At 69.9% G+C, this 19,122-nt stretch carries 23 protein-coding genes; 19 read left to right on the plus strand and 4 right to left on the minus strand.

Annotated elements, in window-relative coordinates:
- Positions 1-49: 49 nt before the first annotated feature.
- Together hisH and priA are read left to right on the plus strand one after the other, a co-directional pair.
- On the plus strand, positions 50-679 hold the full coding sequence (hisH, locus tag CCN37_RS29920; RefSeq protein ID WP_086827250.1) for an imidazole glycerol phosphate synthase subunit HisH: 630 nt from the start codon (positions 50-52) through the stop codon (positions 677-679).
- Between the two features lie 15 nt (positions 680-694).
- The gene (gene priA / locus CCN37_RS29925) at positions 695-1,432 is read left to right on the plus strand and encodes a bifunctional 1-(5-phosphoribosyl)-5-((5-phosphoribosylamino)methylideneamino)imidazole-4-carboxamide isomerase/phosphoribosylanthranilate isomerase PriA (protein WP_086827252.1); all 738 of its coding nucleotides are present in this window, start codon (positions 695-697) and stop codon (positions 1,430-1,432) included.
- On the opposite strand, the gene CCN37_RS29930 is transcribed toward priA, so the two are convergent.
- Complete coding sequence (locus CCN37_RS29930) at positions 1,429-2,121, minus strand: Clp protease N-terminal domain-containing protein (RefSeq protein WP_086827254.1); 693 nt, start codon at positions 2,119-2,121, stop codon at positions 1,429-1,431. The genes priA and CCN37_RS29930 overlap by 4 nt on opposite strands.
- 386 nt (positions 2,122-2,507) lie before the next feature.
- Between CCN37_RS29930 and hisF the strand changes: the two genes are divergently transcribed.
- Genes hisF through hisI form a run of 3 tightly spaced genes read left to right on the plus strand, consistent with a single transcriptional unit; the run spans position 2,508 to position 3,990 of the window.
- Positions 2,508-3,281, plus strand: a complete 774-nt coding sequence (gene hisF / locus CCN37_RS29935; RefSeq protein ID WP_086827256.1) for an imidazole glycerol phosphate synthase subunit HisF — start codon at positions 2,508-2,510, stop codon at positions 3,279-3,281.
- Complete coding sequence (locus CCN37_RS29940; protein WP_086827258.1) at positions 3,278-3,637, plus strand: hypothetical protein; 360 nt, start codon at positions 3,278-3,280, stop codon at positions 3,635-3,637. The genes hisF and CCN37_RS29940 overlap by 4 nt, the downstream gene beginning before the upstream one ends.
- A complete protein-coding gene (gene hisI / locus CCN37_RS29945) occupies positions 3,634-3,990 on the plus strand; it encodes a phosphoribosyl-AMP cyclohydrolase (RefSeq protein ID WP_086827260.1) in 357 nt (118 codons plus the stop codon). Before CCN37_RS29940 ends, hisI begins: the two co-directional genes overlap by 4 nt.
- Here the strand turns inward: hisI and CCN37_RS29950 are convergent.
- A complete protein-coding gene (locus tag CCN37_RS29950; RefSeq protein WP_086827394.1) occupies positions 3,968-4,582 on the minus strand; it encodes a TetR family transcriptional regulator in 615 nt (204 codons plus the stop codon). The two genes, hisI and CCN37_RS29950, sit on opposite strands and share 23 nt — an antisense overlap.
- A 105-nt stretch (positions 4,583-4,687) precedes the next feature.
- Here CCN37_RS29950 and CCN37_RS29955 point away from each other — a divergent pair, with 105 nt between their 5' ends.
- From CCN37_RS29955 to trpA, 5 genes are all read left to right on the plus strand, one after another.
- A complete protein-coding gene (locus CCN37_RS29955) occupies positions 4,688-6,235 on the plus strand; it encodes an anthranilate synthase component I (RefSeq protein ID WP_086827262.1) in 1,548 nt (515 codons plus the stop codon).
- Between the two features lie 40 nt (positions 6,236-6,275).
- Positions 6,276-6,788 carry a Trp biosynthesis-associated membrane protein gene (locus tag CCN37_RS29960; RefSeq protein ID WP_086827264.1) on the plus strand — a complete coding sequence of 171 codons (513 nt, stop codon included), beginning with the start codon at positions 6,276-6,278 and terminating at the stop codon, positions 6,786-6,788.
- Between the two features lie 187 nt (positions 6,789-6,975).
- A complete protein-coding gene (gene trpC / locus CCN37_RS29965; RefSeq protein WP_086827266.1) occupies positions 6,976-7,785 on the plus strand; it encodes an indole-3-glycerol phosphate synthase TrpC in 810 nt (269 codons plus the stop codon).
- Between the two features lie 23 nt (positions 7,786-7,808).
- Positions 7,809-9,059: a tryptophan synthase subunit beta gene (gene trpB, locus CCN37_RS29970; RefSeq protein WP_086827269.1), complete on the plus strand. Its 1,251-nt coding sequence runs from the start codon at positions 7,809-7,811 to the stop codon at positions 9,057-9,059.
- Positions 9,059-9,850 carry a tryptophan synthase subunit alpha gene (trpA, locus tag CCN37_RS29975; protein ID WP_086827272.1) on the plus strand — a complete coding sequence of 264 codons (792 nt, stop codon included), beginning with the start codon at positions 9,059-9,061 and terminating at the stop codon, positions 9,848-9,850. Before trpB ends, trpA begins: the two co-directional genes overlap by 1 nt.
- A 58-nt stretch (positions 9,851-9,908) precedes the next feature.
- Here the strand turns inward: trpA and CCN37_RS29980 are convergent, their stop codons facing one another.
- Positions 9,909-10,595 carry a class I SAM-dependent methyltransferase gene (locus CCN37_RS29980; RefSeq protein ID WP_086827274.1) on the minus strand — a complete coding sequence of 229 codons (687 nt, stop codon included), beginning with the start codon at positions 10,593-10,595 and terminating at the stop codon, positions 9,909-9,911.
- A gap of 309 nt (positions 10,596-10,904) precedes the next feature.
- Between CCN37_RS29980 and CCN37_RS29985 the strand changes: the two genes are divergently transcribed.
- From CCN37_RS29985 to CCN37_RS30025, 9 genes are all read left to right on the plus strand, one after another.
- Complete coding sequence (locus CCN37_RS29985) at positions 10,905-11,456, plus strand: Uma2 family endonuclease (protein WP_086827276.1); 552 nt, start codon at positions 10,905-10,907, stop codon at positions 11,454-11,456.
- Positions 11,457-11,500: 44 nt separating this feature from the next.
- Positions 11,501-12,493, plus strand: a complete 993-nt coding sequence (lgt, locus tag CCN37_RS29990; protein ID WP_246843389.1) for a prolipoprotein diacylglyceryl transferase — start codon at positions 11,501-11,503, stop codon at positions 12,491-12,493.
- An 11-nt stretch (positions 12,494-12,504) separates the two neighbouring features.
- Positions 12,505-13,170, plus strand: a complete 666-nt coding sequence (locus CCN37_RS29995) for a response regulator transcription factor (RefSeq protein WP_086827280.1) — start codon at positions 12,505-12,507, stop codon at positions 13,168-13,170.
- A gap of 3 nt (positions 13,171-13,173) precedes the next feature.
- Positions 13,174-14,538, plus strand: a complete 1,365-nt coding sequence (locus CCN37_RS30000; protein WP_086827282.1) for a HAMP domain-containing sensor histidine kinase — start codon at positions 13,174-13,176, stop codon at positions 14,536-14,538.
- 50 nt (positions 14,539-14,588) lie between these two features.
- Positions 14,589-14,924, plus strand: coding sequence for a helix-turn-helix transcriptional regulator (locus CCN37_RS30005; protein WP_086827284.1), 336 nt, complete (start codon positions 14,589-14,591; stop codon positions 14,922-14,924).
- Positions 14,921-16,240, plus strand: a complete 1,320-nt coding sequence (locus CCN37_RS30010) for an alpha/beta fold hydrolase (protein ID WP_086827286.1) — start codon at positions 14,921-14,923, stop codon at positions 16,238-16,240. The genes CCN37_RS30005 and CCN37_RS30010 overlap by 4 nt, the downstream gene beginning before the upstream one ends.
- Positions 16,241-16,516: 276 nt before the next feature.
- Positions 16,517-17,236 carry a recombinase family protein gene (locus tag CCN37_RS30015; RefSeq protein ID WP_168200926.1) on the plus strand — a complete coding sequence of 240 codons (720 nt, stop codon included), beginning with the start codon at positions 16,517-16,519 and terminating at the stop codon, positions 17,234-17,236.
- Positions 17,221-18,108, plus strand: coding sequence for a zinc ribbon domain-containing protein (locus CCN37_RS30020; RefSeq protein ID WP_143261869.1), 888 nt, complete (start codon positions 17,221-17,223; stop codon positions 18,106-18,108). The genes CCN37_RS30015 and CCN37_RS30020 overlap by 16 nt, the downstream gene beginning before the upstream one ends.
- Before the next feature lie 13 nt (positions 18,109-18,121).
- Entirely contained in the window at positions 18,122-18,370 is a 249-nt protein-coding gene (locus CCN37_RS30025) for a hypothetical protein (RefSeq protein ID WP_086827293.1), read from the plus strand.
- Positions 18,371-18,385: 15 nt separating this feature from the next.
- On the opposite strand, the gene CCN37_RS30030 is transcribed toward CCN37_RS30025, so the two are convergent.
- Positions 18,386-19,015 carry an antibiotic biosynthesis monooxygenase gene (locus CCN37_RS30030; RefSeq protein WP_168200927.1) on the minus strand — a complete coding sequence of 210 codons (630 nt, stop codon included), beginning with the start codon at positions 19,013-19,015 and terminating at the stop codon, positions 18,386-18,388.
- Positions 19,016-19,122: the final 107 nt, after the last annotated feature.

A 19,122-nucleotide genomic window follows, 5' to 3' on the forward strand; every position in this document is an offset into this window, starting at 1 on the left:
AGGGGTAACGGGTTCGCGGGTGGGCGGGGGTGACGACTAGCCTGAGCGCGTGTCCCGCGTCGTCGTGCTCGACTATGGCTCCGGCAACCTCCGCTCCGCCGAACGCGCTCTGCGCCGCGTCGGTGCTGACGTCGAGGTGACCGCGGACCATCGCGCGGCGCTCGCGGCCGATGGGCTGGTGGTCCCCGGGGTCGGCGCCTTCGGCGCGTGCATGGCGGGGCTGCGCTCCGTTCAGGGGCCGCGCATCATCGGTGAACGGCTCGCGGGCGGACGCCCGGTGCTCGGGATCTGCGTGGGGATGCAGGCGCTGTTCGAGCGCGGCGTCGAGCACGGGGTCACCGACGAGGGCTGCGGCGAGTGGCCGGGCACCGTCGAGCGCCTGCACGCGGACGTCCTGCCGCACATGGGGTGGAACACCGTCCGCGCTCCCGAGGGCAGTGAGTTCTTCGCGGGTCTCGACGAGGACGCCCGCTTCTACTTCGTGCACTCCTTCGGCGTGCGCAAGTGGGAGCTGGACGCCTCCGGCGCCTTCACCCCGCCGCTGGTCACCTGGGCGCACCACGGCGAGGACTTCGTGGCGGCCGTGGAGAACGGGCCGCTGTGGGCAACGCAGTTCCACCCGGAGAAGTCCGGCGACACCGGCGCGCACATCCTGCGCAACTGGCTGAACACGCTCTAGCAGAAGGTATTTCCCGTGACTTTCACGCTGTTCCCGGCCGTCGACGTGGTCGAGGGCAAGGCCGTCCGGCTCACCCAGGGCGAAGCGGGCACCGAGACCGCGTACGGCACCCCGTTCGAGGCGGCCATGGCCTGGCAGGACGGCGGCGCCGAGTGGATCCACCTCGTCGACCTGGACGCGGCGTTCGGGCGCGGGGACAACCGCGCGCTGCTCGCCGACATGGTCGCGAAGCTGGACGTGAAGGTCGAGCTGTCGGGCGGTATCCGCGACGACGCCTCGCTGGCCGCCGCGCTCGGCACGGGCTGCGCGCGGGTGAACCTCGGCACCGCCGCGCTGGAGAGCCCCGAGTGGTGCGCGAAAGTCCTTGCCGCGCACGGGGAACAGGTCGCCGTCGGCCTCGATGTCCGGAGCACCGAGGACGGCGTTTACCGGCTCAAGGGCCGGGGGTGGACCTCCGACGGCGGCGACCTGTGGGAGGTGTTGGAGCGCCTGGAGCGGGACGGCTGTTCCCGCTACGTCGTCACCGACGTGTCCAAGGACGGCACGCTCCAGGGGCCGAACGTGGAGCTGCTGCGCGAGATCTGCGGCCGCACGGACAAGCCGGTGATCGCCTCCGGCGGAGTGTCCAGTGTGGACGATCTGCTGGCGCTGGCCGAGCTCGCCCCGCTCGGGCTGGAAGGGGCCATCGTCGGGAAGGCGCTCTACGCCAAGGCTTTCACGCTGCCCGAGGCCTTGGCCGCGGTCGCGGGCTAGGTCGTCAGCCGGGCTTCGATCTCCTTGCGGGAGACGCCGAGGCCGGTGACGACCTGTGCGCCGGTCCCGGCCTCCTCGCGCAGCAGCGCCAGCAGGATGTGCTCGGTGCCGATGTGCTTGCTGTTGTGCCGCAAGGACTCCCGCAACGTCAGCTGGATGACCTTCTTGGCGCTGCCGGTGAACGGGATGTGTTCCGGCACTTCCGGCAGCGCCGGGGTCAGCACGCGGGTCACCGCCTCGCGAACGGCCTGCTCGTTCGCGCCCTCGGCGGCCAGAGCCTGTGCCGCCAAGCCCTCCGGCGCGTGCAGCAGGCCGAGCAGGATGTGCTCGGTGCCGATCTCGACGTTGCCCGCCGAGCGCGCTTCCTCCTGCGCCTGCACCAGGACCTTGCGTGCGTCGTCGGTGTAGCGGGCAAAGCTCTCCATGGTCATCTTGTCCATCTCCTTGCTGGGCACGAAGCGCTTCTGCGCGGCCTGCTTCGTCACGCCCATGCTCTGGCCGATCTCCGTCCATGAGGCGCCACCTCGGCGCGCCTGGTCCACGAAGTGGCCGATCAGGTGGTCCGCGACCTCGCCGAGGCGTTCTCCGGTGAGCACGGCCGCGCTCAGGTGCTCCAGCGGCGTGCCGTCCGGGAACTGGGTCTTCACGTAGGTGATCAGGTCATCGAGCCGAGCCGGTCCTGGTGTCATGCGTCAACTCTAAGTTGACGCTCGCCGCATCGTCAACCCCGAGTTGACGGTGGTGATCGTGCTCGCGTGCCTGGCCGCGCCCTAACTACAGCGCCCTAACTACAGCCCCCACCCACCCGGGGGCACCCCTTGAGAATCGTGGCTCGGAGCGCCGAAAAAGGCCAGCTCAGGGGTGCTCTCAAGGGTGACTGGGTGGAATTTGACTCACTGGCTGCCTCGCCGTTTCCTCTCCGGCCACCGGAGCGCCGCGCGCCAGGGCGGTCCAGATCTCGCGTTGTGGCAACAACATGTGCGGGGGCGCGTTCTCAAATCGCATCACGTTGCCAAAACGCGGGGGGCCGAGCTGGGACGGAAGGCGCGGGCGAGGGCTCCCGTAGGCTTCGGGGGTGACAGTTGCGGTGCGAGTGATCCCCTGTTTGGACGTCGACAACGGGCGCGTGGTGAAGGGCGTCAACTTCACCAACCTGGTCGACGCGGGCGATCCCGTTGAGCTGGCGCGGACCTACGACGCCGAGGGCGCGGACGAGCTGACGTTCTTGGACATCACGGCTTCTTCGGGGAGCCGCGAGACCACTTATGACGTGGTGCGCCGCACGGCGGAGCAGGTGTTCATCCCGCTCACTGTCGGCGGTGGCGTGCGCGAGGTCGACGACGTCGACAAGCTGCTGCGCGCGGGCGCGGACAAGGTCAGCCTGAACACGGCGGCGATCGCGCGACCGGAGTTGCTGCGCGAGGCGTCGGTGCGTTTCGGCGCGCAGTGCATCGTGCTCTCGGTGGATGCGCGCCGCGTGCCGGAAGGGGGCCAACCCACGCAGTCCGGGTTCGAGGTCACCACGCACGGCGGCAGGCGCGGCACCGGGATCTGCGCGGTGGAATGGGCCACGAAAGGCCAAGAACTCGGCGTCGGCGAGATCCTGTTGAACTCCATGGACGCCGACGGCACCAAGGCCGGGTTCGACCTCGAGCTGCTCGGGCTGGTGCGCGCGGCGGTGACGGTCCCGCTGATCGCGAGCGGGGGAGCGGGCGCGGTCGAGCACTTCCCGCCCGCGGTCGAGGCAGGGGCCAACGCGGTCCTCGCGGCCAGCGTGTTCCACTTCGGACAGTTGCGGATCGGCGAGGTCAAGGACGGCCTGCGCGAGGCGGGGGTGACGGTCCGGTGAAGCGCCCGGTCGAGCTGTGGGCGACGCTGGCCTGCCTGGTCGGCGCGGAGCTGGTCTTCCTCGTCGCCGGACTCGTGCGCTGGGCGAGCGAAGGCGGAGCCGACCTGATCGTGCTCCCGCTGGTGCTGCTGGCGCTCTCCCTCGTCGCGGCGGGCAGCATCATGGCCCGCATCGGCATCGCGAGGGCGGGCGCGATCGCCGTCGCGATCTTCGCGGGGTTGCTGCACCTGCTGGTGGTGCTCGGAGACGGACCCGTCGTCGCCCGCGTGATCTCGGGAATCGTTGGCGCGGCACAGATCTACGCCGTCGTGCTGCTCAGCACCGGCCCGATGCGGAAGTTCCTGGAACGACGATGAGTGAACTCGATCTCAAGATCGCCGAGCGGCTCAAGCGCAACGCGGACGGCCTTTTCTGCGCTGTGGCACAACAACACGGCACCGGCGAGGTGCTGATGGTGGCGTGGATGGACGACGAGGCGCTGCACCGCACGCTGACCACGCGCCGCGCCACGTACTACTCGCGCAGCCGTCAGCAGTACTGGGTGAAGGGCGAGACCTCCGGGCACGCGCAGCAGGTGCACGAGGTGCGCCTGGACTGCGACGGCGACACGGTGCTGCTCGTCGTCGACCAGGAGGGCGCGGCCTGCCACACCGGGACCCGGACCTGCTTCGACACCGACGTGCTGCTCAAAGCCCAAGATCCCCGGTGAGGTAGCGCTGGAGGTTCGGCCCGACCGTCGCTGCCAGCGCGTCGTGGTCGGCTGAGGCCAGCGGCTCCAACTTGATCACGTAGCGCACCATGCCGAGCCCGGCGATCTGCGTGCCGCACAGCGACGCTCGCAGGTCGGGGTGGTCGGGGCCGACCCGCTTCGCGATCGGCCCGAAGACCATGGTGGAGATGAACTCGCGCAGCATCCGCGCCGCGTTCTCGTTGCTGGAGGCGCTGCGCATCAGCGCGACGAACGCGCCACCGCCCCCGCCGTCCCAGACGCCGAGGAACGTGCGCACGATGCGCTCGCCCATCTCCTCGATCGGACCGGTCAGCAGCATCTCGCTGATCTGCTTGGGGTCCACCGGGAGCTCCATGGCGGCGGCGAACAGGCCCTCCTTGCCGCCGAACCAGTGGTTGACCATCGCGGCGTCCACCCCGGCCTCGGCGGCCATGGCGCGCACGGTCGCCCCGGCGAAGCCGTGCTCGGCGAACGAGCGGCGGGCGGCCTCCAGCAGCGCGCGGCGGGTGTCCTCGCCCGCGGGCCGCCGTCCCCGCCTGCGCGGTGCGCTATCTTGCGTTTCGGTGCTCACGTCCACCGTCCTGCCCGATCGGGCGATCTACCGCGTTATTCAACACTTGCGGAAATAATGGGCCGTGGTCATGGGCTCCGTCAACGACCGGGCACAATGTCCCCCATGGTCAGTGTGCTCGCGCCCGGCAGGACGGCGATGGGGGAGATCAGCCCCACCCGCGAGGAGTTCCGCGAACTCGCCAGGGACCGCCGCGTCATCCCGGTGGTCCGGCGGCTGCTCGCCGACGGTGAGACCCCGGTCGGGGTCTACCGCAAGCTCGGCGCGGCCCGGCCAGGGACCTTCCTCTTCGAGTCCGCCGAGAACGGCCGCTCCTGGTCGCGCTGGTCCTTCGTGGGCGCGCACAGCCCGGCCGCGCTGACCGTGGTGGACGGCCACGCCACCTGGACCGGGACCCCGCCGGTCGGCCTGCCGCAGGACGGCGACCCGCTGGTGGCGCTGCGCGAGACCATGCGGCTGCTGCACACCGACGCGCTGCCCGGCATGCCCCCGCTGACCGGCGGCATGGTCGGCTACCTCGGCTACGACGTGGTGCGCAGGCTGGAGGCGCTGCCCGAGCTGGCCGAGAAGGACCTGGAGATCCCCGAGCTGGTGATGCTGCTGGCGATGGACCTCGCCGCCATGGACCACCACGAGGGCACGATCACGCTCATCGCCAACGCGATCAACTGGGACGACACCGACGAGCGCGTCGACGCCGCCTACGACGAGGCCGTCGCGCGCCTGGAGGACATGACCGCGCGGCTGTGCACCTCGGCTGCGCCCAGCGCGGCGGTGTTCTCCCGCCCGGAACCGCGCTTCACCCGCCGCCGCAGCACCGCCGACTACACCGCCGCCGTGGAGAAGGCCAAGGAGGCCATCCACGCGGGCGAGGCGTTCCAGGTCGTGGTCTCGCAGCGCTTCGAGCTGGAGACCGGGGCCGACCCGCTGGACATCTACCGGGTCCTGCGCACCACCAACCCCAGCCCGTACATGTACCTGCTCAACCTCGACGGCTTCGCGATCGTCGGCTCCAGCCCGGAAGCGCTGGTCACCGTCCGCGACGGCAAGGCGACGACGCACCCGATCGCCGGGACGCGCTGGCGCGGCGCCGACGAGGAGGAGGACGCGCTGCTGGCCAAGGACCTGCTGCACGACGAGAAGGAGCGGGCCGAGCACCTGATGCTGGTCGACCTGGCCCGCAACGACCTCGGCCGGGTCTGCAAGCCGGGCTCGGTCACCGTCGTGGAGTTCTTCCGCATCGAGCGCTACAGCCACGTCATGCACATCGTCTCGACCGTGACCGGGCAGCTGGCCGACGACCGCACCGCCTACGACGCGGTGGCGGCCTGCTTCCCGGCGGGCACGCTCTCCGGGGCGCCGAAGCCGCGCGCGATGGAGCTGATCGAGGAGCTGGAGCCGACCCGGCGCGGCCTCTACGGCGGCGTCGTGGGCTACCTGGACTTCGCGGGCGACGCGGACACCGCGATCGCCATCCGCACCGCGCTCGTGCGCGAGGGCGTCGCCTACGTCCAAGCGGGCGCGGGCATCGTGGCCGACTCCGACCCGGTCTCCGAGGACCAGGAGTGCCTCAACAAGGCCCGCGCCGTGCTCTCGGCGATCGCCACCGCCGACACGATGGCGTTGGCCGTCGACGGGGTCAGCGGTGGGTGAGCCCGTTGGCGGGCAAGCCGTCCGGCCCGCCCGAGGTCTCATGTGGACAGTCGTGCTGCTGTTGCTCGTCGCGGCCGGACTGCTCTGGGGCTCCTCCACGATCGCGTGGTTCGACGCCTCCGGCGCGGCGGCCCTGGCGGCGAAGCCGCCGACCGGAGCCGACCAGGTGCCCGCGCTCATCCCGCTCGCGCTGCTCTGCCTCGCCGGGATCGCGGGGGTCGTCGCGACCGGCGGAGTGCTGCGCCGGGTCGTCGGCGCGCTGCTCGTCCTGCTGGCCGCAGGTGCCACCAGTTTGTGGTTCACCGGCGCCCTGACCAGCGCTGACGTCGCGCTCGGCGCATCGAGGGGTACGGGGCCGGTGCTCGCGCTGAGCGGGCTCGCGCTGCTGTTCGCCGCCGGTCTGGCGGTGCTGCTCGGCGGTGGCCGGATGCCCGCGCTCGGTGCTCGCTACGACACCGGGAGTAACGCCAGGGCCTCCGATCCCGACCGGGAGGTGTGGGAGGCGTTGGACTCGGGGAGTGATCCCACGGTCACCGCCCGGAAAGACCCTTGACAGCCAGGACGGATTCGGTGACCCCAGACCGGAAGCGGCACCGCCTGAGAGTTAGCATCCATGAACGCCTCACGGGCGCCGTGATGGGGACGGTCGCTATCGGGTGCGGCAGCAACGAACCGATTCGAGCGCCGGGACGAGCCAGCAACGGCCGCGCCGGACGAACGGATCATGCGGAGGAGCGCGCGTGAACGTCCTGGAGTCGATTCTCGAAGGCGTCCGCGCCGACCTGGCCGTCCGCGAAGCGCAGACACCGCTGGCGGAGATCAAGGAACTCGCCGCGCGGGCCACCGCTCCCCGGGACGTGATGGCCGCGCTGCGCGCCCCCGGCGTCGGCGTGATCGCCGAGGTCAAGCGCCGCAGCCCGTCCAAGGGCGAGCTGGCGGGCATCACCGATCCGGCCGAGCTGGCCAGGGACTACGAGTCCGGCGGCGCGCGGGTGATCAGCGTGCTCACCGAGGAACGCCGCTTCGGCGGCTCGCTCGCCGACCTCGACGCGGTCCGCTCCGCGGTCGACGTTCCCTTGCTGCGCAAGGACTTCATGGTCAGCCCGTACCAGATCCACGAGGCTCGGGCGCACGGCGCGGACATGATCCTGCTGATCGTGGCGGCGCTGGAGCAGAACGTGCTGGAGGCGCTGCTGGACCGCGCCGAGTCCCTGGGCATGACCGCGCTGGTCGAGGTGCACACCGCCGAGGAGGCCGACCGCGCGCTGGAGGCGGGCGCCCAGGTGATCGGCGTGAACGCGCGCGACCTGACCACGCTGGAGGTGGACCGCGACTGCTTCGGCCGGATCGCGCCCGGTCTGCCCAGCGAAGTGATCAAGATCGCCGAGTCCGGTGTGCGCGGCCCCAGCGACCTGATGACCTACGCGGGCTACGGTGCGGACGCGGTCCTGGTCGGTGAGGGCCTGGTGACCAGCGGCAACCCGCGCGGCGCGGTGACCCAGCTGGTCACGGCGGGCTCGCACCCCGCCTGCCCGCGCCCGAGCCGCTGAGCAGTCTGAAAAGAGAGAGCTTGATGACCCACGACGAGGACAGGGACAAGCACGGCCCCGACGAGCGCGGGCACTTCGGCCCCTACGGCGGCAAGTTCATGCCCGAGGCGCTGATGGCCGCGATCGACGAGCTGTCCACGTTCTACGACAAGGCCCGGGTCGACCCGGAGTTCGTCACCGAGTTCGAGCGGCTGCTGCGCGAGTACGCCAACCGGCCCTCGCTGCTCACCGAGGCCCCGAAGTTCGCCGAGCACGCGGGCGGCGCGCGGATCTTCCTCAAGCGCGAGGACCTCAACCACACCGGCTCACACAAGATCAACAACGTGCTGGGCCAGGCGCTGCTGACCAAGCGGATGGGCAAGAAGCGCGTCATCGCCGAGACCGGCGCGGGCCAGCACGGCGTCGCCACCGCCACCGCGTGCGCGCTGCTCGACCTGGACTGCGTCGTCTACATGGGCGAGGTCGACACCGAGCGGCAGGCGCTCAACGTGGCGCGGATGAAGCTGCTCGGCGCGGAGGTCATCCCGGTCAAGACCGGCTCCCGCACGCTCAAAGACGCGATCAACGAGGCGCTGCGCGACTGGGTCGCCAACGTCGACGACACGCACTACCTGCTCGGCACCGCCGCGGGCCCGCACCCGTTCCCGATGATGGTGCGCAACTTCCACAAGATCATCGGCGAAGAGGCCCGCGCCCAGATGCTCGACCAGGTCGGCCGCCTGCCCGACGTGGTCGCGGCGTGCGTCGGCGGTGGCTCCAACGCGATCGGCATCTTCCACGGCTTCCTCGACGACCCGGACGTGCGCCTGGTCGGCCTGGAGCCCGCTGGCAAGGGCGTTGACACCGACGAGCACGGCGCGACCCTGACCCAGGGCGAGCCCGGCGTGCTGCACGGCGCGTTCTCCTACCTGCTCCAGGACGCCGACGGGCAGATCACCGAGGCGTACTCGATCTCCGCCGGCCTGGACTACCCCGGCGTCGGGCCTGAGCACTCCTACCTCAAGGACATCGGCCGCGCCGAGTACCGCGCGGTGACCGACGACGAGGCGATGCAGGCGCTGCGGCTGCTCTCGCGCACCGAGGGCATCATCCCGGCGATCGAGTCCTCGCACGCCCTCGCCGGAGCGCTCAAGCTCGGCCAGGAACTCGGCCCGGACGGCGTGATCCTGGTGTGCCTGTCCGGCCGCGGTGACAAGGACATGGACACCGCCGCCCGCTACTTCAACCTGACTTCCGCCTCCAGCGGGGTCGACCTCGTGGGGGAGAACGCCTGATGTCCTCGCTGACGCAGATGTTCGCCGACTGCCGCGCGGCCGACCGCGCCGCCCTGATCGGCTACCTGCCCGCGGGCTTCCCGACCGTCGAGGGCTCCAAGCAGCACCTCGCAGCGATGCTCGACTCCGGCTGCGACCTCGTCGAGGTCGGCCTGCCGTTCTCCGACCCGGTGATGGACGGCCCGACCATCCAGGACGCCGCGGAAACCGCTCTGCGCAACGGTTTCCGCTTGCGCGACCTGTTCTCCGTCGTGGAGTCGATCTCCGCTTCCGGCGGGCGCGCGGTCGTCATGACCTACTGGAACCCGGTGCTGCGCTACGGCGTCGACGCCTTCGCCCGCGACCTGGCCGCGGCGGGCGGGCTCGGGTTGATCACCCCCGACCTCATCCCGGAGCAGGCCGAGGACTGGATGGCCGCATCCACCGAGCACGGCCTCGACCGGATCTTCCTCGTCGCGCCGTCCTCCACCGAGGAGCGGATCTCGCTGACCGCCTCGGCCAGCAGCGGATTCCTCTACGCCGCCTCGATCATGGGCGTCACCGGCACCCGCGACACGGTCAGCAGCCAGGCCCCGCAGCTCGTCGAGCGCACCCGCGCGCACACCGACATCCCCATCGGCGTGGGCCTCGGCGTTCGCTCCGGCCCTCAGGCCGCCGAGGTCGCCGCGTTCGCCGACGGCGTCATCGTGGGCTCCGCCTTCGTCAACGCCGTCTCCTCCGGCGAGGCGGCCGTCCGCTCTCTGGCCGCCGAACTCTCCTCCGCCACGCACCGCGCCCCCGTCACCGCCTGAATTTCCCGTTTCGTACTCATAGCGGCTGACTCCTTTCCCGCTATGGGTACGAAACGGGCTATTGGGCGGGTGGGCTAGCTCGCACGGCCAGCACGACCGGCGTCGGGGTGCCGCCCTCGGTGAACCGCTCAAGAGTCAAGCCCGCGTTGAGGAACGCGTGCATCAGCGCGGGCAGTGGCCAGTGCGCGGCGCCGACTTTGTCGCGAAGTCCCTGGTCGGTCCACGACTCCGTCGTCCAGTGGCCGTCCAGGTAGCCCGGGCGGAGGACCACCGCGGCGGGGGCGCTGCGGTCGGCGAACCCGCCGCAGAAGCACGGGTGGACGCCGACGTGCACGAACACCCCGCCGGGTTGCAGCACTCTGGCCACCTCGCGCAGCACTGACGGGTACTCGGGCATGTCGGTGTGGACCATCACGGCGACAACGGCGGGCACACTGCTCTCCCGCACCGGCAGCCGACCGGCGTTGGCCCGTGCGACGGGCAGACGTCCCCTGGCGTGGCGCAGCATCCCGCTGGACAGGTCGACGCCGACGGGCGTCCACCCGAGTTCCCGCACGAGTTCGGCGTGGACGCCCGTGCCGCAGCCGATCTCGAGGCACACGCCGCTGCCCTCACCGAGAAGATCGCGCAGCGCGTGGTCGATCCCGAGTGGATCGTGCCCAGGTTCTCCTGATCTCGACCGCTGGGCGCTGAGGAGCTGATCCTCGTACCAGTCCGCGATCTCGTCGTACGCCGCTGTCGCCATCGCACCATTGGACCGACGAGCCAGTACTTGACGCCACAGATTCCGCTGGCGGCAGAACGGCCACGGCGCTGGCCGCGTCATCGTGAGCTCCGCCTTCGCTCGCTCTTTCCCGTTATGAGTACCAAACGGGGTTTCCTGCCGGTTGGCATTTCCTTGTTGCCCCTAGCGCAAAGTGCCCTTCGTTCGAGCGAACCGGGCTGTTCGACGCCGGAAAGGGCCGGAACCGCTCGTGGCCGCAGACAGGGTGGTGTCATGCCGACAACCACATTCGGCCCGGCATGACAGACCGGACACCGGAGGTGACCCGCAGTGGCAGCAGCAGCGGAAACGTTCCCCCAGCACCCGCAACGCTGGACGCTCGACGAGGTCCTCGCACTCCCCGAGGACCAGGGCCAGCGGGTCGAGCTCGTCGACGGGACCGTTGTCGTGAGCCCCGCTCCCGGAGGAGGGCACCAGCGCGTTCTGCATCGTCTGCAGGTGAGTGTGGACAGAGCTGTTCCGACGGAGTACGAGCTGTTGCCCGGGGTCAATGTCGTCCTGAACGGAGAGCGGCTGCTCATTCCAGATCTCGTCATCACGATGGTTCCAGGGGCGAACACCCTCTACTTCGACGCGGCTGACATCCTGCTCGCGGTCGAGGTTCTGTCACCGTCCTCGCGGGTCTACGACCGCGCTCTGAAACGGCAGTTGTACGCCGAGGCCGCCATCCCGTTCTTCGTCATCGTGGACCCGGTGGCCGAGCCCGTGTCCGCGATCGCCTACGAGTTCGACGGGGCTGGTTATCGCGAGACGGTGCGCAGCGACAACGGCGTGCTGAAGTGGGAGCGCCCGTTCCCGGTCCTGGTGGATCTCGCACGGTGAACCCGGGCCGGAGTGGCTGACGAGCAGCGGCTACGGTGAGCGGCGTGACTGGAACGGTGTCCGCGATCCTGGCAACGATCCCCAGCCCTGACCGGGGCGTTTGGTACATCGGCCCGATCCCGCTGCGCGCCTACGCGCTCTGCATCATCGCGGGCATCGTGGTGGCGATCGCCTGGGGTGAGCGCCGCTTCGTCGCCAGGGGCGGGGAGAAGGGCGCGGTCACCGACATCGCGGTCTTCGCGGTCCCGTTCGGCCTGGTCGGCGGGCGGCTCTACCACGTGGCCACGGACTGGCCGAAGTACTTCGGCCCCGGCGGCAACCCGGTGGACGCGCTCAAGATCTGGCAGGGCGGCCTCGGCATCTGGGGAGCCATCGCGCTGGGCGCGGTCGGCGCGCTGATCGCCTGCCGCAAGCGCGGCATCCCGCTGCCCGCCTTCGCGGACGCGGTCGCGCCGGGCATCGTGGTGGCGCAGGCCATCGGCCGCCTCGGCAACTGGTTCAACCAGGAGCTCTACGGCGGTCCGACGGATCTGCCGTGGGGCCTGGAGATCTACCGCAGGATCGACCCGGTCACCAACCTGGAGGACCCGCTCGGCGGCGTGGCCATGGACCACACGCCGATCGCGGTGGTGCACCCGACCTTCCTCTACGAGCTGCTGTGGAACCTCGGCGTCGCGGCGCTGATCGTCTGGGCCGACCGGCGCTTCCGCCTCGGCCACGGCCGGGTGTTCGCGCTCTACGTCGCGGGCTACACCGCTGGCCGGTTCTGGATCGAGATCATGCGCCAGGACGACGCCACGCTGATCGCGGGCATCCGGATCAACGTGTTCACCTCGGTCCTGCTCTTCCTCGGCGCGGTGATCTACCTGGTGCTGGCCAAGAAGCGCGGTGAGCGCGAGGACCTCGCCGCACTGCGGGCCGCGCACGAGGGCGAGCCGGAACCCGAGCCCGAACCGGAACCGGCCGAAGAGAAGAAGGCCGAGGAAAAGCCGGTCGAGTCCGCGACGGTCGACCCGACGAAGACGGACAAGACCTAACATCGGTCCCCATGCGCATCCTCGTCGTCGAGGACGACGACCGAGTGGCACGCGGGCTGGTCACCGCGTTGCAGCACGCCGGCTACGACGTGCACCGGGTGGCGACCGCGGCGGCAGCGCTGCAAGCGGGCCACGCGGACGTCGTCCTGCTCGACCTGGGCCTGCCCGACGCTGACGGGCTCGACCTGTTGCGCAGGCTGCGGCAGACCGAGGGCATGGCGATCATCGCGGTCACCGCGCGCGGCGAGGAGCGGGAACGCGTCCTCGGCCTGCGCAGCGGCGCGGACGACTACGTGGTCAAGCCCTTCGGCACGGCGGAGCTGCTGGCCAGGGTCGAGGCCGTGCTCCGGCGCACCCGCTCCGCGCGGGCCAGCGCCGAGACCGAGGCCGAGACGATCGAGGCGGGCAAGCTCAGCGTCGACCTCTCCTCGCGAGTGGCCACTGTGGACGGTGAGCAGATCCTGTTGACCCGCAAGGAGTTCGACGTGCTCGCGCTGCTGGTGGCGCGACCGGGCAGCGTGGTCAGCCGCGACCACATCCTGGACCAGGTGTGGCACACCAGCTGGGAGGCGCGCTCACGCAGCCTGGACACCCACATCGCGACGCTGCGCGGCAAGCTCGGCGAGCACGTCCGCATCGAGACCGTGCGCGGCGTCGGCTACCGCCTGGCCAGGTGAGCCGTGCTGCGCAGGCTGCTCGGCGTGCTGGTGCCACTGCTGGTCGTGCTCGCCGCGGCCATGGGCGTCCCGCTGGCGATGGCCGTCGCCGAGGGCGAGACGCAGCGGATGTACCTGGACCGCCTCGCCGACGCCAGCCGCTTCGCCTCGCTCGCGGACAACGCGCTCTCCTCCGGCCGCACGGCCGCACTGCGTGACGAGATGGTCCGCTACGACGCCCTGTACAGCAGCCCGGCCGCCCTGGTCGCGCCCGGCGGGCGGATCATCCTGGCCTCGCGGGAGAACTTCGACCTCACCGTCCCCACGGTCTCCGAACAGCTGGAGCTGGCCTTCGCGGGCTACCGCCCCGAGCCGCCGGAGATCGTGTGGCCGTGGCGCGACGCCCCGCTTGTCGTCGTCGAGCCGGTCGGCCGGGACAGCGAGGTCGTCGCCTCGGTGGTGACGGTGTCCTCGACGGCGCCCCTGCGCGCGCAGATCGAGCAGATCTGGTGGCTGCTGGTGCTGGTCGGCCTGGTGCCGTTGCTGGCGCTGGTCGCGGTGGCCTGGCCGATCTCGCGGTGGGTGCTGCGGCCGATCCACCAGCTCGACGAGGCGACCGCGCGCGTGGCCAGCGGCAAGCTCGACACCCGGGCCGACGTGGACGGTCCGCCGGAGCTGCGGCGGCTCGCGGTGTCCTTCAACAGCATGGTCGACGTGGTCGGCCGGGCACTGCGCCGTCAGCGCGCGTTCGTCGCCGACGCATCGCACCAGCTGCGCAACCCGCTGGCGAGCCTGCGCTTGGCCGTGGAGAACCTCCAGCCGCACCTGGACTCCGAGGCAGCTCGCCAAGCGCACGAGATCGCCGTCGAAGAGGCCGCGGAGATGGGCCGCGTCCTGGACGCGCTGCTCGCGGCGACCCGCCTGGACAGCGCCGTGGCGGCCGAACCGGTGGAGCTGGACAGCTTGGTCGCCACGCACGAGCCCGCGTGGGCCGCGTCGGCGCTGCGCGCGGAGATCGAGCTGCACGTGGACATCCCTGGCGGGCTCCGCGTCCTGGAGCCGCCGGGTGGGCTCGGCAGCGTGCTGGACGAGCTGGTGGGCAACGCCGTCCGGCTCTCCGGCGGCAGCGAGATCGTGGTGCGCGCGGAACTCGTCGGCGCCATGGTCGAGCTGCACGTGGTCGACGACGGCACGGGACTGCCGGAGGCAGAGCGCGTTGCGGCGCTCGACCGCTTCTGGCGCTCGCCGCGACACCAGAACATCGCGGGCACCGGCCTCGGCCTGGCGATCTGCGCTGAGCTGGTCACCGCGGCGGGCGGCCAACTCGAACTGCTCTCCCCGGGTCCGCACGGCCTCGACGCCGTGGTTCGCCTCCCCGCAGCGGACTGACCTCAGTACATCTGCTTGCGCGTATATATGCTTTCGCGTATGTTCGCGGCATGGCATCCACCGTGCAACAGCGACTGGCGGCGATCTCCGAACCGAACCGCTTCCAGATCGTGGAGTTGCTGAAGGACGGGCCGCAGCCGGTCGGCGGCATCGTCGACGCGCTCGGCCTCGGCCAGCCGCAGGTGTCCCGGCACCTGCGACTGCTCGCCGACGCGGACGTGGTCGAGTCGGCCAAGCGGGCCCAGCAGCGGATCTACCGGCTGCACCCCGACGCGATGCACGTGATCAGTGACTGGGCGCAGGGCTTCGCGGCGCTGTGGGCGGACCGGATGGACCGCCTCGGCTCCTTCCTCGAAGAAGACCGCGCAAACGAGCAGAACCAATGAGGAGATCGACCGTGCCCGACGGCATCGTGATCGACAGGACGAACAACGTGGTCCACATCAGCCGTACCTACGCCGCCGGTGTCGACCGCGCTTGGTGGGCGTGGACGGACCCGGAAGCGCTCAGCCGCTGGTGGGGGCCGCAGGGCTGGGCGGCCACCGTGTACGAGATGGACGTGCGCCCCGGCGGTCGCTGGCGGTTCCAGATGGCGCCGGTGGACGGCTCGGCGGCCGCGGTCCGCAGTGTCTCCACCTACACCGAAGTCACTCCGCTCGCCGAGCTGGCCTACGACGGCGGTTTCGCCGACGAGGCGTGGCAGCCCGAAGGCACGGACACCTTTCCCACCACAGTCACGTTTGCCGCTGCTGGCACCGGTTGCACCGTCGATGTCGCGGCGAGCTTCCCCGACAGCGCGGCGCTGCAACGGGCCGTCCAGCTGCGGATGGCCGATGGTTACGCCGAGGCGCTCGACCGGCTCAGCGACGTGCTGGACACCTTCGCTCAAGGAGAAACGACCATGGACACCCTCATCTCGGCCGATGGCACCACGATCGCCTACGAGCTGACCGGCTCCGGCCCCGCGATCATCGTGGTCAGCAACGTCGCGGAGGACCACACCGGCGCCGCGGACATCGTTGCCGCGTTGGCCAAGGACTTCACCGTGCTCAGCTTCGACCGCCGTGGCCGTGGCGCCAGCGGTGACCCGCAGCCCTACGACCCGGCGCGTGAGATCGAGGACATCTCGGCACTGATCGACGTCCTCGGCGGTTCCGCGGCCCTGACCGGCGGCTCCGGCGCGTGCGGACTCGCGTTGGACGCTGCCAGCGCGCTGGGCGACAAGGTCAGCGGCCTCTACCTCTACGAGCCCCCGTTCATCATCGACGGCTCCCGGCCGCCGGTTCCCGCTGACGCCATCGAGCACCTGGAGGCGTTGGTCTCGGCCGGGAAGCGCAGTGAGGCCAGCGAGTACTTCATGACCGAGGTGCTCCGCGTCCCCGCCGAGTACATCCCGATGATGAAAGCGGACCCGTCGTGGGAGGTGATGTCGACCTACGCCCACACCTACGCCTACGACCTCAGGTTCTGGCGCGGCCTTCAGGACGGCAAGCCGCTGCCCACCGACCGCTGGACCATCAACGCGCCGATCGCCGTCGCTGTGGGCGGCAACGGCGAGGCGTTCATGCGCGTGGGAGCCGAGGCGCTCGCCGCGATCCTGCCGAACGTCACCGTGCTGACCCTGGCCGACCACGACCACTCCGCGTTCTGGTCGGCCCCCGAACCCGTCGCCGACCAAGCCCGCGCGTTCCTCCTCGGCTGACCGACATCGTGGGTTTGGCCCTGAATGACTCATTGAGGTACTTCAACGCACTGAATGAGTCATTGCTGCCCTCATTGCTGACCGACACGAACGGTGCAGCCTGAGCGTGAGGGCCTGACATGGGGTTCATCGTGTCTAGGGTGGATGGGGACGACGTTGAGGGGGGTGGCGTGCTCATGGGCACGCGCCCCGAAGCGGTCGGCCAGGCGTGGCCTGAAGCGGGTTCGGGCTGAGAAGCGGGTTGAGGTCCCGTTCACCTCGGACAACGATGCGGCGTTGATCTATGCCCGAGAGTCGTACACGAAGGATGGTTCCACGGCGGAAGACGTCCAGTTCGAGAAAGGCTCGCAGTGGGCCAACGCGTACGGCGTCCCGATTGTGGGCACGATCTCTGATCTGAGTGTGTCGGGCGCGCTGAGCGCTTTTGAGCGTTCCGAGTTGGGGCCATGGCTGGGCGAGAATCCTCCGGCTCACTGGAAAACCTTGCTCGTTACGAAGCTCGATCGGGTGGGCCGGGAAACTGAAGACATTCTTGCGTTGTTTCGGTGGGCACGCGAGAACGGCAAGCGCATTGTGTTTGTGTCTGAGGGCATTGGCACCTCGATGGAGCTTGCCAAGCTCATCATCGCTGTGCTTGCGGCTATCGCGGAGATGGAGCGCGATCGGATCGCTGAGCGGATCAAGGACGCGAAGGCCAGGCATCGGGAGCAAGGGCGCTGGATGGGCGACCGGTACGGGTATGGCTTGATGCCGGTGCGCCGCGAGAACGGTGAAGGGCTCGAAATCGCGATTGACCCGATCGCCGTTGAGGTGCTGCGGGAGTTGTCTGCCAAGGCGCGAAGCGGCGCGCGGCAGGCTGATCTCATGCGGTGGCTGACCGAGCGGGAGATCCCGACGCCAATGGAGCGGACCAGGCAGCACAAAGCGGAGCGGGAAAATCTTCCGATGCCGCCGTTGGGGCCAAATGGGCGCTGCCGTCCGTGCGGGATGTGTTGACGAACACGGATCTCGTCGAGTGGGGCATCTTCGGTGAAGCGGAACAGAAGGAGATCAAGGCGAACATTCTCCGGCCGGAATTTCAGGCACGAGGAGCGCGCCGGATCATGCCGTTCTCCGGCCTGTTTGTCTGCCCCGAGTGCGCTGGTCCGTTGTGGCTCAAGACGCGCACGAACAGGTACACCAAGAAAGACGGCACGCCACGGGTGTATGAGACGAAGTCGTGGTACTGCCCGAAGAAACACATCACGTGTGGTGATGTTGAGGGGCTTGAGGCGTTGGCGATGGAGGAGTTCACCGCCGCGTTCTCCGCTGTGATGGTGCGGGAGCGTCAGGTGGTGCCTCCGACTGATCACGCCAACGACATCGCGCGGCTGGAGCGGCGTTATGCAGACACGATGGGATCGGTGGTCAAGGCTCAGCCGGAGGAGCGCGCCGAGATCATCGCGACGGCGGAGGCGATGATGGCGGAGGTGGACCGTCTTCGAGAGTTGCCGATCGATCCGGGCGGCCTGCGATGGGTGGACACTGACACGGTGTGGGCGGACAAGGTGCGCGGTCTTGACCCGCTGGTCCGGCGAGAGGTGTTCCTCTTCTTCGGGGTCCGGTTCGTGGTCCGTGCGGCTGATCGGATCGTTCCCGTGATCGAGGTACCGACCGGGGCACGTGATCGGGACGTGCGGAACATCAACGTTCGGGGCGGTGCCGTGATCGAGATCAGCACCGACACCGGGGAACGCTTCGTCGGGGTGGCCCCCGGACTGATCGTGAGACCGAACCTTGATCCGGACGCCCTGCCCGAGCACGCACAGGTGATCGAGGGGACACCGGAGGTGTGGCAGGACGTGGCCAGCCGCACCAACCCGATCTAAGCGGCTGTGGCCCGTGCGCACGGGCCACAGCATCGCCGGTGCGGGCTTGACTCGGGGTCAGGCATGGCCAGGCACACCCGCGCTCGGCCTGGCCACCCTGGTCACCGTCGCCAGCAGCCACGTCGGCACCCCGCAGGCGCTCGCCACCGCCTACAGTCGCGCGTTCGTGGTGATCGAGGCCCTGATGGTGGTCGTCGCCGCGCTGGCGCGCATCCTGCCATCCCAACGCGACGAACGCCGATCACCCGAACCGACGCGCTGACTACGTGGGGATCGGCTAACCCACGGGTGCGGTGAGGCTGCACTGGAGGCGGTAGCGGTGGCCGCCGAGCGGCTGCACTCCGGGAGTGTTGGCGAAGAGGTCGTGCAGGTCGTCGTGCGCGCCACTCGCTGCAGCTTCACCGTGTGCCTCCGCGGAGGTCCACTCGGTGTAGTTGAGCATCCAGCGGCCGTCGAGGCTGAGATGGAAATGCGCGGAGATCGCCCCCGGATGGCCATCGTCCTCGGGCAGCGCGGCGATCAGCGAGTCGACGAACCAGCGCTGCCGCTCCGGACCGTCCACTGTGAACAACGCGGTCACCAGGCACCCCGGCACACGGGTCTCCTCCGGCGTGGTCAGGCTGCGGTACACCCGGTAGGCGATCGGCTCCGCGCCCAGTGCGTGCAAGCCGGGCAGATCGCCAGAGGGTTGCTCGGACGTGCGCTGGATGTAGGCCAGCACGCTTGCCCCGTCCGTACCCAGATAGCAGCTCAGCGACACCACGTCCGCGGGCCAGGGCTCACGCTGCCAGTCGATGAGCAGTTGCTCGGCGACGGTGCGTTGTTCGCGCTCGTCGGCCACATCGCGAAAGGCGACCAGAACGGTACGGACGTCGGGCCGGTCGACGACTGGGAACGGCACTGCCATGGGCATCTCCTCGTCATCAGGTGGAGTTAGACACCATCCGATACCGGACGATCTGGACATGGCAACGGAATTTCCGGTTACCTGTGAAGGCTATGAGGTACTTGAGC

The organism is Allokutzneria sp. NRRL B-24872 (assembly GCF_002155965.1).
In the GTDB taxonomy this organism is placed as follows: Bacteria; Actinomycetota; Actinomycetes; order Mycobacteriales; family Pseudonocardiaceae; genus Allokutzneria.

Coding starts and splice junctions, on each gene's coding strand:
- CCN37_RS29930 (WP_086827254.1), bottom strand. CDS start 2,121: ATGACACCAGGACCGGCTCGGCTCGATGACCTGATCACCTACGTGAAG.
- hisI (WP_086827260.1), top strand. CDS start 3,634: ATGAGTGAACTCGATCTCAAGATCGCCGAGCGGCTCAAGCGCAACGCG.
- CCN37_RS29955 (WP_086827262.1), top strand. CDS start 4,688: ATGGTCAGTGTGCTCGCGCCCGGCAGGACGGCGATGGGGGAGATCAGC.
- CCN37_RS29960 (WP_086827264.1), top strand. CDS start 6,276: ATGTGGACAGTCGTGCTGCTGTTGCTCGTCGCGGCCGGACTGCTCTGG.
- trpB (WP_086827269.1), top strand. CDS start 7,809: ATGACCCACGACGAGGACAGGGACAAGCACGGCCCCGACGAGCGCGGG.
- trpA (WP_086827272.1), top strand. CDS start 9,059: ATGTCCTCGCTGACGCAGATGTTCGCCGACTGCCGCGCGGCCGACCGC.
- CCN37_RS29980 (WP_086827274.1), bottom strand. CDS start 10,595: ATGGCGACAGCGGCGTACGACGAGATCGCGGACTGGTACGAGGATCAG.
- CCN37_RS29995 (WP_086827280.1), top strand. CDS start 12,505: ATGCGCATCCTCGTCGTCGAGGACGACGACCGAGTGGCACGCGGGCTG.
- CCN37_RS30005 (WP_086827284.1), top strand. CDS start 14,589: ATGGCATCCACCGTGCAACAGCGACTGGCGGCGATCTCCGAACCGAAC.
- CCN37_RS30010 (WP_086827286.1), top strand. CDS start 14,921: ATGAGGAGATCGACCGTGCCCGACGGCATCGTGATCGACAGGACGAAC.
- CCN37_RS30030 (WP_168200927.1), bottom strand. CDS start 19,015: ATGGCAGTGCCGTTCCCAGTCGTCGACCGGCCCGACGTCCGTACCGTT.